Raw genomic sequence first — 15,050 nt, 5'->3', positions numbered from 1 at the left:
CATTTATAACTCAATTAATGAAAAGAGTTATCAAGCACCATCATTAAGATAAAACCAATGGTTAAGCCTGTAGTCGCATGGATTTCATGACCCTTGCGATGAGACTCGGGAATTATCTCGTGACTAACGACAAATAGCATTGCCCCAGCCGCAAAACCAAGCCCCCAAGGCAATAACATCGCCGAATGGCCGACAATTCCAGCACCAAGCAATGCACCCAAAGGCTCTACCAAACCAGAAGCTGCACCTATCAGCACAGCCATAGTGCGCGAATAACCGGCTCCCAATAAAGCTGCAGCGACAACCAATCCCTCGGGAATATCCTGGATGGAAATACCCGTCATCAACGCATTTCCCTCTTCCAAACCGCTGGCGTATGCCACACCAATCGCCCAACCCTCGGGCAAATTGTGCAGAGTGATAGCAAACACAAACAGCCAAGTGCGACGGATAACGGAAGCCGGCCCCTCCACCCCCTTAATAAAGTGCTCATGAGGAAGGCGACTATCGATAAACAGCATCAACATGCTGCCGACAAACAAACTGAGACCAATAGTCCCAGCCGCCTGCCAGCCCTGCATACCCAATCCGCGAGCAGCATCCAAACCGGGCAATATGAGTGAAAACGCACAGGCCGCCAGCATAACGCCGGCACCAAACCCGAGCAGACTATCCTGAAACTTAGTGGAGAGATTGCGAAAAAGCAGTATCAGTGCCGCACCCAAGGCAGTACAGCCAGCGGCGATAAAACCGCCACCCAATGCTGCAGGCGCATTGGGCATAACCATCAATTTGCTCCAGCCCGCATAGATAAGCACTGCCAATCCAAGCAGATTGATAGTCAAACCAAGCGTGCGCCGAACAAATGAGACGCGCACCCAGCTCACAAAAGCGGCCACAAACCCGGTATTTTCACTAGAGGTCATATTGCTCATTTACCACACCAATTAAGCCAAGGCGCTCGCATAGCGTCGCTCAACTTCCGACCAATTAATCACATTATAGAAAGCGGCAATATATTCAGGGCGACGGTTTTGATAGAGCAGATAATACGCATGCTCCCACACGTCCAGACCCAGAATCGGTGTATTGCCGCTCATTAGCGGACTGTCTTGATTACCACTACTTTCAACTACCAATTTCTTTTCCGGTGTAACAGAAAGCCACGCCCAGCCACTACCAAAACGGGTTAATGCGGCAGCAGTGAATGCCTGCCTAAATGAATCCAAGCCGCCCAATTCACTATTGATCGCAATCGCCAAAGCCCCGCTTGGCTCACCACCACCTTCCGGCGACATCACCTTCCAAAACAAACTGTGGTTCGCATGGCCACCGCCGTGGTTGCGCACTGGATCACGCAATTTTTCAGGCAAATTTTGAATCCCAGAAAGCAGCTGCTCCAAACTGTAGCTTTCGTATTCCGTCTCCTTGATAGCTGCATTCAAATTGGTGATATAAGCCTGATGATGCTTGCTGTGATGAATCTCCATGGTCTTGGAATCAATATGTGGCTCCAATGAGTCATAAGCGTAATCAAGTGGCGGCAGTGTGTAAGTCATAGCGATCAAAGCTCCTGTGTCGATCCATATTCATTCAAAGAAAGTAGTATCTTACACCCATAAATGCAATTAATTATCATTAATAAATATAAAATACTTTTATTTGAAGAATAAAAACTGACTATGGATTACCCCTGATTTGATAATTGCCGCGGATTTTGGTCAAAAAAAAGCATGAATCGTTTAGAATGCTGCAACTTTATATTCACCTGTTGAGATGCCCTGAATTCATGTCAGTAATTATCAAAACCCCTGAAGAAATCGAAAAAATGCGCATCGCTGGCCGAATGGCCGCTGAAGTGCTGGAAATGATTGGTCCGCACGTCCAACCTGGCGTAACAACCGAGGAGCTGGACAAGCTCTGTCACGATCACATTGTGAATGTGCAGAAAGCCATTCCTGCTTGCCTTGGCTATCGCGGATTTCCAAAATCGATTTGCACCTCGGTCAATCAGGTGGTGTGCCACGGCATCCCTTCCGACAAAAAAGTCCTCAAATCAGGCGATATCATCAACATTGATGTCACCGTCATATACGAAGGTTTCCACGGCGACACCAGCGCCATGTATTTCGTTGGCACACCAGCGCCACATGCAGAGCGATTGGTTAAAGTCACGCAAGAATGCATGTACAAAGCGATCAAGTTGGTAAAACCCGGTTGTCGCTTGGGTGATATAGGTCACGTCATTCAGCAACACGCAGAAGGCAGCTACTACTCTGTAGTGCGTGAATACTGCGGCCACGGTATTGGTAAAGGCTTCCATGAAGATCCGCAAATTCTGCATTACGGGCGCCCCGGCACCGGCATGGAATTAAAAGAAGGCATGGTGTTCACCATTGAACCCATGATCAACGCTGGCAAACCGCAAACCAAGTTAAAAAATGATGGCTGGACCGTAGAAACCAAAGACGGCCGTCTCTCTGCGCAATGGGAACACACCATGGTTGTAACCAAAGACGGCGTAGAAGTCTTAACCGCTCGCACTGGCGAAGTTTTTTAAGCGATGAGCCTGCCTGATTTTTTAAAACGGGTTTTCAATAAACCCGCTCAAGCATCCAAAACAAACGAAACCGAACCCAATACCACTGCGCAGTCCACAGTGCAGGAATCCAGCAAACCCATGCTTATTAATGCGGTGCCCTATTTCGAACGGCCATTGTTTTTCTTTGACCAAAGTCGATTTCGCCGCGCCTTGGGCGAGCAACCCATCATTACCGTTTTCAAGGATGCAATTAACGCAGCAGGCACCCAATCCAATCGTCGTTTCATTGAAGGTGAGGACATTCGTACGCTGGTCTATGAGCGCGCATTATTTATCGATTGCGTTCTTCATTACGCATGGCACCAATTCAACTGGCCAGAGAGTATCAGCCTCGAAGCCGTAGGCGGTTATGGCCGTGGCGAATTGCATCCGGGTTCCGATATTGATTTATTGATTTTGCATCGACCAGAAGTGTTTGAAAGCTGCAAAGACAATATCGAAAAGTTTCTGACACTGTTGTGGGATATAGGCTTGGAAATCGGTAGCAGCGTTCGTACCGTTAAGCAAACTATTGATATTGCCAGCACCGATATCACCGTCGCGACCAATATTATGGAGTCGCGCACGCTGGTGGGCGATCAATCACTGCGCTACGAACTACTGCAAGCATCCACGCCCGATAATATTTGGCCAATCGAAGAATTCTTTCGCGCGAAATATCAAGAGCAACTTGATCGCCACAAAAAATACAACGACACCGAATACAACCTCGAACCCAATATTAAAAATGCCCCGGGCGGTTTGCGTGACATTCAAACTATCAACTGGGTTACCAAGCGCTACTTCGGTGTACGTACCATTAAACAGTTGGAAGGCAAAGGCTTTTTTACTGACGAAGAATTTTCGCTGCTCAATTCAGGCGAAGAATATTTGTGGCGAGTACGCTATGCGCTGCACATGATTGCCAAGCGCCCCGAAGAGCGTTTGTTATTTGATTACCAACGAGAGATCGCCAAATTTTTTGGCTATACCGATGACAAAGAAGGTCTCGCGGTTGAGCAGTTCATGCACAAGTACTATCGCACTGCACTTGCGCTACGCGAACTCAACGATGTAGTGCTGCAATTTTTGTCGGAAGCGATTTTACAGAAAGGCAAAACCAAAAATGTGGTGTCGATTAATGAGCGCTTCCAATTGCGCGACAATTACATCGAAGCTACGCACACCTATGTGTTTGAAGAAAACCCTTCAGCATTGCTGGAAATTTTTGTGCTTATGGCACAAAACGCGCAAATCGAAGGTGTACGCGCATCCACTATTCGCTGGATTCGCGAAAGCCGCCACCTGATCGATGACAACTTCCGCAACAATCCCAAAAACACCCAACTGTTTATCAAATTGCTGCAATATCCAGCAGGTTTGGTTGAGCAGTTAAAACGCATGTCGCGCTACGGTATTCTCGGTTTGTATCTCCCTGAATTCGGTCTGGTCACGGGCCAGATGCAGCACGATTTATTTCATATCTATACCGTTGATGCACACACCCTAAAAGTGGTGCAAAACATGTGCAATTTCTTGCTGCCATCAGCAAAAGATGATTTCCCGGTAGCAGCAACCATTATGACGCGCCTGCCAAAACTGGAGCTGCTTTATATTGCTGGTTTGTATCACGATATTGGTAAAGGTCGCGGTGGCGATCACTCAACACTCGGCGCAGTAGATGCAGAAGAATTTTGTGTGCGCCACGGCATATCGCCACGCGAAACACGCCTGATCTGCTGGTTGGTTGAAAAACATTTATTAATGTCGCAAGTGTCGCAAAAGCAAGATATTTCCGACCCGGAAGTTATTCATAACTTTGCGCTCACGGTGGGCGACCAAATGCATTTGGATTATTTGTATTGCCTTACCGTTGCCGATATTAACGGCACCAATAAAGAGTTGTGGAATACCTGGCGCGCCAGCTTGATGCGCAACCTGTATTTGGATACTCGTCGTGCACTTCGTCGCGGGCTTGAAAACAATGTTGATAAACAAGATTTAATCGAAGAAACCCAACAAGCCGCCATTCGCAAACTTGCGCGCAAAGGCATGAGCAAAGAGCAGGTTCTCGCCATCTGGGGCGATATGGGTGACGATTATTTCCTGCGTGAAAACTTTGGCGATATTGCGTGGCACACTCAAGCCATAGCAGCGCGGACAGATGACAAGCCATTGGTGTTAATCAAAAAAACCACCAATAAAGAACTGGCCGGCGCCACACAAATTTTTATTTACAGCAAAAACCAGAAAAATGTATTTGCAGCAGTAGCAACTGCGCTGAGCAACTTGAACCTCAACATTCAAGACGCCAAAATTTATAGTTCAAATTCCGGCTACACCATAGACACGTTTTTTGTACTCAACGAAAACGGCGAAAAGCTGGGCAATAATGTGGCACTGCATAAAAAAATTCAGCAAGCACTGATCGATGAATTAAGTTTGGTAGATGACAACTATCGCGAAGTGATTGGGCGCCGCACACCGCGCCGCCTTAAATACTTTGCTTCGCCAACTCGCACATCACTCAACACCGACATTATTCGCAATTGCAGCGTGCTGGAAGTTATCAGCCCTGACCGCCCCGGCCTGTTGGCCTGTATTGGTCATATCTTTATGGATTTTGATATCCAGCTACTCAATGCTCGTATTGCCACACTCGGTGAGCGAGTAGAAGACATTTTCTTTATTGTCGATAGCGACGGAAAACCTCTCAGCGATCCGCAGTTATGCGAAAAACTGCAGCAAGAAATACGCGAGCAATTGGACAAACGCGTCGATAAACTTTAATGAGTCAAGCAGTCACCATGAATCCGGATTTATCCCTGTTACACCCCTATCCTTTTGAAAAACTCGCCGCTCTCAAAGCGGCAGTTTCTGCGCCTGCCGATTTAAAAGACATAATGCTGTCCATTGGCGAGCCCAAACACGAACCACCTGCTTTCGTATTGGATACACTGGTTAAAAATCTGAATAAATTATCCAACTACCCAACAACCAAAGGATTGCCAGAGTTACGTGATGCAATAGCAGCTTGGGCAAACAAACGCTTTCATTTAAACGCCGGAACCTTTACCGCCGATAAGCATGTGCTTCCTGTTAACGGCACACGTGAAGCACTGTTTGCATTTGCGCAGGCGATTATTGATCGCAATAAAAACAATCCGCTCGTAGTATCACCCAACCCGTTTTATCAAATTTACGAAGGGGCGGCGCTTTTATCCGGTGCAGAACCCTATTTTTTAAATTGCACAGCGGACAACAATTTCATTCCTGATTTTGCATCAGTTCCCACCGAAGTGTGGGAGCGCTGCCAATTGTTATTTATCTGCTCACCGGGCAATCCAACCGGAGCAGTTATGAGCAGCGCACAACTCAAGCAATTAATTGCACTAGCGGATCAATACGATTTTGTTATCGCCTCGGATGAGTGCTACTCGGAATTGTATTTTGATGAGCAAAATCCACCAGTTGGATTGCTGCAAGTCTGCGCTGAATTAGGCCGCGATGATTTTGCTCGCTGCGTGGTATTTCACAGCCTGTCAAAACGCTCCAACTTGCCCGGCTTGCGTTCAGGATTTGTCGGTGGTGATGCCAACATTCTTGAAAAGTTTTTGCTCTACCGCACCTATCACGGCTGTGCCATGCCAGTTCCAACACAACTTGCGAGCGTGACCGCATGGCAAGACGAGCAGCACGTCATTGATAACCGTGAAGCCTATCGCCAAAAATTTGATGCAGTCTTAGCGATACTTGATGGCGTACTGGATGTTGAAAAACCGGATGCCAGTTTTTATCTCTGGCCAAAAACGCCGATTAAAGGTGAAACCTTTGCGCAACAATTATTTGCCCAGCAAAAAGTAACCGTATTGCCAGGCAGCTTTTTAGCGCGTGAAGTAAATGGCATTAATCCCGGTGAAGATTACGTGCGCATGGCATTGGTGGCACCATTAGCTGAATGTATTGAAGCCGCGACACGAATCAAGTCGTTTGTTCAGTCACTATGAGCGAAAACAAGGCACCAACCAAAGCGGAGCGGGTAAGTTTTATCCTAAGCAAATTACAGGAACTTTATCCGAATCCGCCTATACCGCTGCACCACAAAGACGCTTACACATTATTAGTTGCGGTTTTGCTTTCTGCCCAGTGCACTGATGAGCGCGTCAACACAGTAACGCCAGCATTGTTTGCGTTAGCTGATAATCCGTTTGATATGGCAAAAGTGCCGGTGGATAAAATTCAGGAAGTCATTCGCCCTTGCGGTTTATCGCCACAAAAATCCAAAGCGATTTCAGTGTTGTCGCAAATGCTAGTCAGTGAACACGACGGTCAAGTACCTGCAGACTGGGAGGCTTTAGAGCGATTACCCGGGGTCGGGCATAAAACAGCGAGCGTGGTAATGAGCCAAGCATTTGGGATTCCTGCATTTGCAGTGGACACCCATATTCATCGCTTGGCGCAGCGCTGGGGATTAACCAATGGCAAAAATGTGGTGCAAACAGAAAAGGATTTAAAACGTTTGTTTCCGGAAAGCAGCTGGAATGCCCTGCATTTACAGATTATTTATTACGGCCGCGAATACTGCTCGGCGCGCGGTTGCGATGGTACGGTATGCATGATTTGCCGAACCTGTTACCCAAATCGCAAGAAACCCAAAATTGTATTAAAACCTTAATCCCTCCTAACCTCCCTTTTACAAAGGGAGGAACTAGAAAACAACTCCGAATCTAATAACGGAGTCAAATCAGGTCTCCCTCTTTGAAAAAGGGGGATCGAGGGGGATTCAGAAGAGAAATTAAATGATTACTTTATACGGCATTAAAAATTGCGACACGGTAAAAAAAGCGCGCACCTGGTTGGATAAAAACCAGATCGCGTATCAATTCTATGATTTCCGCGCTGATGGAATTACCGAAGCACAAGTTGCCAACTGGATTAGCGATTTAGGACTGGAAACCTTAGTCAACAAACGCAGTACTACGTGGAAAGAATTGGACGAAGCCACAAAAAATAATTTTGACCAAATCGCAGTGCAAGTGATTAGCAAAAATCCAACATTAATCAAACGCCCACTGCTGGATACCGGCAAACAAAAGTACGTCGGTTTCAAAGACACTGAATACTCAACCATTTTTAATTAATAGATAGTAGGAGTCAGCATGACAAGTTTATACGCACTCGGCCTAGGTATAGGTACACAAAACTCAAAAGGTGAATGGCTGGAAGTGTTTTATGCTCATCCTGTATTAAACCCAAGCGATGCCAGCGCACGCGCTATTGCCACTATCGTGAGCTACACCGAAGGCAATCAGGCAATTGCATTAACCAATAATCAAGCCGCAGAAATCGCGCAAGCACTCACCGTTGCGGGCGACACTGCTCATGCAGAAATTGCCAAGTCGCTTGTGAATAGCAAACGTCCTTTAGTTGCTACTTTGCTGGCAACCGATACCAGCCCAGCCTCAGTTCCTGAAGGTTATTTGAAATTACATTTGTTATCGCACCGTTTGGTTAAACCACACAACACCGTACTGGCGGGCATTTTTGGTGTACTGCCAAACGTGGCTTGGACCAATCAAGGCGCTATCGATGTAAACGAATTACCAGCACGTCAATTACAAGCGCGTTTAAACGGCGAAGAACTGGAAGTATCCTGCGTCGATAAATTCCCCAAAATGACTAACTACGTTGTGCCAAAAGGCGTGCGTGTTGCACATACCGCGCGCGTACGTTTGGGCGCATACTTGGGTGAAGGCACTACCATCATGCACGAAGGTTTTGTGAACTTTAATGCAGGCACCGAAGGCCCGGCGATGATCGAAGGCCGAATCTCTGCTGGCGTATTTGTCGGTGCAGGTTCCGATTTGGGCGGCGGCAGCTCTACTATGGGCACACTGTCTGGCGGCGGCAACATTGTTATCTCCGTTGGCAAAGAATCGCTGATTGGTGCCAACGCCGGTATCGGTATTCCATTAGGCGATCGCTGCAAAGTAGAATCTGGTCTCTACGTAACAGCAGGAACCAAAGTAGTTGTGCTTGATGATGCTGGCAACGAAGTAAAAACTTTGAAAGCACGTGAGCTGGCAGGCGTATCGGATTTGGTATTCCGTCGCAACTCCATCACTGGCCGTGTAGAAGTTGTTACCAACAAAAGTGCTTTGCAATTAAACACCGCGTTGCACGCGAATTAATTTTTTGATGTTAAGGGCGCACAGGCTGCGCCCTATGTAAACCACCGACATTAATCACTACGCACATTCCGATGTGCATCACAGAGGCGATAATCATGGGCGCACAATGGAAAGCAAAACATAAAGAAGAAGCCGCTAGTGCAAAAGGTAAAATTTTTACCAAGCTAACGAAAGAAATTATGATCGCTGCACGCAGCGGTGCTGATCCGGACATGAACCCGCGTTTACGTCTCGCTATCGTGCAAGCAAAAAAAGCATCAATGACGCGCGAGACTTTAGAGCGCGCCATCAAAAAAGGCTCAGGCCAACTCGATGGTGCAGCCAGCTATGAAAAAGTAACCTACGAAGGTTACGCGCCTCATCAGGTTCCCGTTATCGTTGAATGCTTGACTGATAATGTTAACCGCACCATCTCTAATATCCGCGGTTTATTCCGCAAAGGTCAATTGGGTACTTCAGGTTCAGTATCCTGGGATTTTGATCACTTGGGCATTATCGAAGCATCACCTGAAAATAAAGATGCCGACGTAGAAATGGCAGCAATTGAAGCCGGCGCACAAGACTTCGAAGCCGATGAAGATGGCACCGCAACTTTTTACACCGATCCAACCGATTTGGACTTGGTACAAAAAGCACTGCCCGAACACGGATTTAGCGTTGTCTCTGCCAAGATTGGCTACAAACCCAAAAACCCAGTGAGCTTGTCAGACGAGGCACTGGAAGAAGTTGAAGCTTTCCTCGCTGCTATCGATAACGATGACGACGTGCATGAAGTTTACGTAGGATTGGCTGGCTAAGATGACTCTCACCCCTACCCTGCAACTCGCCACTGATTTAATCCGCTGCCGTTCAGTCACGCCTGAAGACGACGGCTGTCAGGAGATGATGATTAAACGCCTTGAGGCGATTGGCTTTAAAACCTCGCGCTTGCGTTTTGGCGAAGTGGACAACTTCTGGGCTATACGCGGCACTGAAGGGCCGATACTCGCGTTTGCGGGTCATACGGACGTAGTTCCTACTGGCCCTGAGGCAAACTGGAGTAATCCACCCTTTGAGCCAAAGATCATCGACGGCATGTTGCATGGCCGTGGCGCTGCCGATATGAAAGGTTCACTCGCGTGTATGGTTATCGCTTGCGAAAATTTTATTACCGAGCACCCTGACCACAAAGGCCGCATCGCTTTTTTGATTACCAGTGACGAAGAAGGCCCATCGATTAACGGCACCGTAAAAGTCGTGGAATGGCTCGAAGCGAACAACACCAAAATGGCATGGTGCATTGTGGGTGAACCATCCAGCACCAAAGTTGTGGGCGATGTGATTAAAAACGGTCGCCGCGGTTCTCTTGGTGCGATTTTGAAAGTGAAAGGTATTCAAGGTCACGTTGCCTACCCTCATCTTGCCGACAACCCCATCCACAAACTTGCTCCTGCACTTGCGGAACTGGCGGCGGAGCATTGGGATAATGGCAATGAGTTTTTTCCTGCGACCAGTTTTCAGGTGTCCAATATTAACGGCGGCACAGGCGCAACCAATGTGATTCCCGGTGAAGTGGAAGTGGTATTTAATTTCCGCTTTTCGACTGAGCTTACCGAGCAAATTTTGCGTGAGCGTACCGAAGCAATTTTGGATAAGCACAATCTCAAATACGACCTGCAGTGGATTTTAAGCGGCCAACCGTTTTTAACCCCGCGCGGCGATTTGGTAAATGCCGCTGTGGATGCGATCAAAGCGGAAACCGGAACCGATACCGAACTCTCAACGTCTGGCGGTACCTCTGACGGTCGTTTTATTGCGCCTACAGGTGCGCAAGTTGTTGAACTCGGCCCTATTAATGCCACCATACATAAAGTGAATGAGTGCATTAGTGCAGATGATTTGAATAAACTCACTGCGATCTACGAACGCACACTGAAAAATTTGTTGATCTAATAAAATCGACAAAACAAAAAAAGAAAAGGCGAGATAAATTTCTCGCATTTTCTTTTTTACTTACTAACTTTTAAAAAAATTACCTCCCCATTGGAGATATTTTATTCACCGCTTGAAATTACTTAGCAAGCTTATCCAACTCTACTACCAGCAAGCTTCCATCAAAACGCTTAGGTTCAAGACAATACCAGGTCAGCATTTCATTTTCCCAGCGTTCACATTTATCGATTAAATCCAAAAAAGGTTGACGGCCTGGGTCAGCCAACACCAATTTTTTTACACCAGCACTAGCGGCGCGTTTTAGCATTGCGTACCACTCATCGGTAAGTTCTGGCCAGAAGCAAATATCACCGCCGACGATTACATCGAACTTACTCAAGTCATCTTTTTTCATGGAGCTCATAGCGCCTTGACGAGTTGTGACTTCAACCCCATTCAAATCTGCTTGCAGCTGTAAAAAACTGAAAACCTGATCATCGATATCCAAGCCTGTCACTTTATGACCATGATTAGCGAGAAAAATAGAAGTCGGCCCCCAGCCGCAGCCTACATCCAGTACACGGCTTTTTTTCTTGAGAGGATTGTGTGTGAAATAATCCATTAGCAAATAACTGGAATCCCAGTGGCGATCACCGTGCGCGCTGGGCGCAGTCTCTTTTTTTACACGTTTAATGGCAGAGCTTTTATCGCTGTACAACCAGATACCATAGGCGGGATAAGTATTTTTTGCAGGAGGGATAAATAACTCGGGCACAGTAAATCCTCGCTTGTTCCAGTTGAAGTTGAATGCCAATCAATAGTGAAGCATAGTGTCTCTTTCAGTTTATGACAAAAATGCGACAATAATGTGACAATCGAAACAAGACAAAAATTAATACCGACAATTATTTATCTATAAATAAAAAAGCCGCAGAAATATCTGCGGCTTTCAAGATAACAATCCCTATCAATGCTGCAATTACACGCGGCGGCGAGCAAATAATACCGAAGCCAAGCCAATCAACATCAACATCCCCATTCCTGATTCAGGCAGCGGGATATTGGTTGTGGTTGTTGGTACACCGCCACCAAACAAGAACAAGTTGGATAAACCGCCACCTCTACCATCTAGATCCGTATAGGAAAAAGTACCAGAGGTTGCACCTTTTTCTATTGCCCAAGCAAAATAGTCCGGATCTCCATTGCCTTCACCGACATGCATAGTAATTACCGCCAAGCCATGAAGAGTCCAGAAGCTACTATCAATAGACCAAGTTCCAGCCACATCGCTATTGCCCCAACTGCCCGAGGTCAGTGACACACTAAATAAATCATTTGTGCCGTTCCCCGTTAGTTCACCCTCTTTAACCCAAGTCCCGCCAAATAACGCACTCACCTCCGCCGGGGTATTAATATTTTCACTATTCCCAGTCTTACATTCAGTAGCAGAATCTAGAATAGCCACCCTCTGGTTGGACGGTTCACACTGAATAGGTAAAGCCACAGCCGCCGATACCCAACAACTCAACACGATAGTTATTAAGCTTAAATTCCATAATCTGTTCATATTCATCACCCCATAAATGCGACATGCATCACATTTTAAATAGCAATTTTGGTGCCGTCGTATAAATCACCAATATAAACAGATAATTACAAAAAGACTGAGGCGCCAAATGACGCCTAAATAGATAAAAATGTTAATTTTCCCGACAGTTTGTTACCGAAAAAATGACAAAAACCCGACACTAGTAACAAATCAATTGGCCGCAATCAGACGCTCAGCCATACTGCCACCACCGTTCCATAAGCCCCAGAGACTCACCTAATCAGATGACCCTATTCAAACGCTTTTGCTTTTGGCCTGCCTTTTTCACGACTCAACTTATCGCGTTGGCGCTTATTAGTTGGCATTTGCTCGCCCAATTTCACTTTGCTTATCCGCTCGGGTATCAGTTATTAAATCTGGATGAACACATCGCCGAATACGCTCCACTTAACCGCTTTAAAGACGATTTTGAATTGGCATCACCGGCAGAGCACTGGCGTTTGTTTGGCGAGATTAGCGATGCAGTACAAAGCAGTGGGCGCGGCTTGCAAGCAATTAGTTACCAATTGGCTGACGGCAAAACCACAGGATTGATGCATGAAGCAGAAATTATTCACTTGCAGGATGTAGCCAATTTGATCGACGTTTTTTATGCAACGGGGATTATCTGTTTATGCATTTGGCTTGGGCTGATCGCACTCGCCTACTGGCAAAAATACCAGCTGCCATCGCTCAAAAAAATCCTGCTCGGCTTTTTAGCAGGCTTTAGCTTGGTTGCCATTATCGTGCTCGCCATTGGCCCTACCGCTGTTTTTTATTGGTTCCATGTGCAGGTTTTTCCAGATGGACACCAATGGTTTTTTTATTATCAGGATTCGCTGATGACCACCCTGATGAAAGCGCCGGATATTTTTGCATTTATCGCCATCTTATTAATAACGCTATTAATTGCCCTGTGGTGCGCGTGCCTGTACGGCATTAAGATTTTGTTGCAGCGCGCTGCATTTTCTTAAAATTCGTTGACAGGCTAAAAATTAGGCGTATTATCGCGCCCAATTTTTACCGCTCCCGATATAGTTTCAATGTGACTGATCGGCAGCTCATATCCAACCCGAAAGTTTTTCAAAAGCTTTCAATGATAAACAACAGGAGTACTCACTATGACTTACGCAGGTTATACCAACGCATAACACCTTCTGAGTACTCGACTTGGAAGGTTTTAATTACCTTCCAGGTCAGGCATAAAAGCCCTGATCGGGAAACTGATCAGGGCTTTTTGTTTTTTGTTGTTTGCTTTCACCATAAAGCAGCAAATTTCCCTTGGAAGGTTCACTCAAAAGTTTTCGCGCCTGAATAAAGGCGTGCAAGGGATTTTTATGCCTGTAAAAATTGAATTGAACAAAAACAGCAGCAATGGTTTGAAGCCGGTAAAGATTTACACCAGCGATATTGAGAACCAAGCGTTAACGCAATTAAAAAAAATTGCACAGCTGCCAATTATCCACTCACATATTGCTGCCATGCCGGATGTGCATGCGGGAATTGGTGCAACAGTAGGCTCGGTAATTCCTACGCTCAACGCGATTATTCCTGCGGCAGTCGGTGTGGACCTCGGTTGTGGCATGAGTGCGGTACGTTTATCGGTTAAGTCTTCGCAATTACCCGACAATCTCGCCGCAATGCGTACCGCAATTGAACGCGCAGTGCCTGTGGGGTTAGCTGCACACAAAACCATTAATGTGCGTACCAGTAGCTGCAACAAACTTGCTTACGGTGTGGAATGGCTTTTTCAAAAACATCCCACCGTGATGAAGATGTTAAAGCAGCCGCAGACTATTTGGACCAAACAATTGGGGACACTGGGCTCTGGCAATCATTTCATCGAAATCTGTGTGGATGAAAGTAAAGATGTATGGGTAATGCTGCACTCCGGCAGCCGCGGAATCGGTAATGCAATCGGCCAATACTTTATCCAACTGGCAAAAAAAGATATGGGAAAACATATCCATAACTTGCCCGACAAAGACCTCGCCTACTTCACCGAAGGCAGCGAACACTTTGTGGATTATGTAACAGCAGTAAATTGGGCACAGGAGTATGCGCGCATAAATCGCGATGAAATGATGGGTTTGGTATTGCGCGCAATCGCGCCTTTCCTTCCCAAATTTCGCGCTGATCGCCACGCGATTAATTGCCATCACAACTACGTCAGCCGCGAGTATCATTTTGATGCGGATGTATATGTGACACGCAAAGGTGCGATCAGTGCACGTGAAGGAGAACTGGGAATTATCCCCGGCAGTATGGGCGCGAAATCGTTCATCGTGCGCGGTAAAGGCAATGCAGAATCATTTTGCTCTTGCGCTCACGGCGCAGGCAGAAAAATGAGCCGCACTGCTGCACGTAACTTGTTTAACAGAGAGGATTTAGTCGCCCAAACCAAAGGTGTGGAATGCCGTAAAGACAAACACGTCATCGACGAAATCCCCGCTGCTTACAAAGACATCGATGCAGTTATGGAAAACCAATCTGATTTGATTGAGGTGGTTCATACACTCAAACAAGTTTTGTGTATTAAAGGCTAATCCAAATGAGGAACCTGCAATGAAAAAAGAAAGTCGCAATGGCCATGCATTCCACCCAATTATGCGCAAAGGTGGCGTGCATGAAAAAACCAACAAAGCCAAACGCAAAACTGATCGCCAGCAAATGGCGAAAAAAGTGAATGATTATTTGGCGAAAGGAAAAAAAGCCGCGGAGGATTCCGCGGCTTTTCTCTTTAATAAACTCCTAAGTTTAATAAATTCCTAAGTACCAC

General features: G+C 46.4%; 15 protein-coding genes. 11 read left to right on the top strand and 4 right to left on the bottom strand.

Annotated features, from left to right (window positions below; translation table 11 throughout):
* Positions 1–14: 14 nt before the first annotated feature.
* Both SPL68_RS15590 and SPL68_RS15585 read right to left on the bottom strand, forming a co-directional pair.
* Positions 15–935: a ZIP family metal transporter gene (locus tag SPL68_RS15590; protein WP_323816095.1), complete on the bottom strand. Its 921-nt coding sequence runs from the start codon at positions 933–935 to the stop codon at positions 15–17.
* Between the two features lie 12 nt (positions 936–947).
* On the bottom strand, positions 948–1,559 hold the full coding sequence (locus tag SPL68_RS15585) for a superoxide dismutase (RefSeq protein WP_323816094.1): 612 nt from the start codon (positions 1,557–1,559) through the stop codon (positions 948–950).
* Positions 1,560–1,789: 230 nt separating this feature from the next.
* On the opposite strand from SPL68_RS15585, the gene map reads away from it, so the two are divergent.
* The 8 genes from map (at position 1,790) to dapE (ending at position 10,704) form a co-directional block, all read left to right on the top strand.
* Positions 1,790–2,560: a type I methionyl aminopeptidase gene (map, locus tag SPL68_RS15580; RefSeq protein ID WP_323816093.1), complete on the top strand. Its 771-nt coding sequence runs from the start codon at positions 1,790–1,792 to the stop codon at positions 2,558–2,560.
* Positions 2,561–2,680: 120 nt separating this feature from the next.
* On the top strand, positions 2,681–5,371 hold the full coding sequence (locus SPL68_RS15575) for a [protein-PII] uridylyltransferase (RefSeq protein WP_416377438.1): 2,691 nt from the start codon (positions 2,681–2,683) through the stop codon (positions 5,369–5,371).
* A gap of 17 nt (positions 5,372–5,388) precedes the next feature.
* Entirely contained in the window at positions 5,389–6,588 is a 1,200-nt protein-coding gene (gene dapC / locus SPL68_RS15570) for a succinyldiaminopimelate transaminase (RefSeq protein ID WP_323816190.1), read from the top strand.
* Complete coding sequence (gene nth, locus SPL68_RS15565; RefSeq protein WP_323816091.1) at positions 6,585–7,256, top strand: endonuclease III; 672 nt, start codon at positions 6,585–6,587, stop codon at positions 7,254–7,256. The genes dapC and nth overlap by 4 nt, the downstream gene beginning before the upstream one ends.
* Positions 7,257–7,380: 124 nt before the next feature.
* Complete coding sequence (locus SPL68_RS15560) at positions 7,381–7,722, top strand: ArsC family reductase (RefSeq protein WP_323816090.1); 342 nt, start codon at positions 7,381–7,383, stop codon at positions 7,720–7,722.
* Between the two features lie 18 nt (positions 7,723–7,740).
* Complete coding sequence (dapD, locus tag SPL68_RS15555; protein WP_323816089.1) at positions 7,741–8,772, top strand: 2,3,4,5-tetrahydropyridine-2,6-dicarboxylate N-succinyltransferase; 1,032 nt, start codon at positions 7,741–7,743, stop codon at positions 8,770–8,772.
* Between the two features lie 95 nt (positions 8,773–8,867).
* On the top strand, positions 8,868–9,569 hold the full coding sequence (locus SPL68_RS15550) for a YebC/PmpR family DNA-binding transcriptional regulator (protein WP_323816088.1): 702 nt from the start codon (positions 8,868–8,870) through the stop codon (positions 9,567–9,569).
* 1 nt (position 9,570) lies between these two features.
* Positions 9,571–10,704, top strand: a complete 1,134-nt coding sequence (gene dapE, locus SPL68_RS15545; RefSeq protein ID WP_323816087.1) for a succinyl-diaminopimelate desuccinylase — start codon at positions 9,571–9,573, stop codon at positions 10,702–10,704.
* Between the two features lie 118 nt (positions 10,705–10,822).
* On the opposite strand, the gene SPL68_RS15540 is transcribed toward dapE, so the two are convergent.
* The gene (locus SPL68_RS15540) at positions 10,823–11,458 is read right to left on the bottom strand and encodes a class I SAM-dependent methyltransferase (protein ID WP_323816086.1); all 636 of its coding nucleotides are present in this window, start codon (positions 11,456–11,458) and stop codon (positions 10,823–10,825) included.
* Between the two features lie 204 nt (positions 11,459–11,662).
* Positions 11,663–12,079, bottom strand: coding sequence for a hypothetical protein (locus SPL68_RS15535; RefSeq protein ID WP_323816085.1), 417 nt, complete (start codon positions 12,077–12,079; stop codon positions 11,663–11,665).
* 437 nt (positions 12,080–12,516) lie between these two features.
* On the opposite strand from SPL68_RS15535, the gene SPL68_RS15530 reads away from it, so the two are divergent.
* The 3 genes from SPL68_RS15530 (at position 12,517) to SPL68_RS15520 (ending at position 15,043) form a co-directional block, all read left to right on the top strand.
* Positions 12,517–13,245 (top strand): lipoprotein intramolecular transacylase Lit, encoded by a 729-nt coding sequence (locus tag SPL68_RS15530; protein ID WP_323816084.1) that lies wholly within the window; start codon positions 12,517–12,519, stop codon positions 13,243–13,245.
* Positions 13,246–13,608: 363 nt separating this feature from the next.
* Positions 13,609–14,817: an RtcB family protein gene (locus tag SPL68_RS15525; protein WP_323816083.1), complete on the top strand. Its 1,209-nt coding sequence runs from the start codon at positions 13,609–13,611 to the stop codon at positions 14,815–14,817.
* A gap of 19 nt (positions 14,818–14,836) precedes the next feature.
* Positions 14,837–15,043: a hypothetical protein gene (locus SPL68_RS15520; RefSeq protein WP_323816082.1), complete on the top strand. Its 207-nt coding sequence runs from the start codon at positions 14,837–14,839 to the stop codon at positions 15,041–15,043.
* Positions 15,044–15,050 lie beyond the last annotated feature (7 nt).

The organism is Cellvibrio chitinivorans (assembly GCF_035117775.1).
GTDB classification, from domain to species: Bacteria; Pseudomonadota; Gammaproteobacteria; order Pseudomonadales; family Cellvibrionaceae; genus Cellvibrio; species Cellvibrio chitinivorans.
The sequence above is the reverse complement of the archived record's forward strand: the minus strand, read 5'-3'. Positions and strand labels throughout refer to the sequence as shown.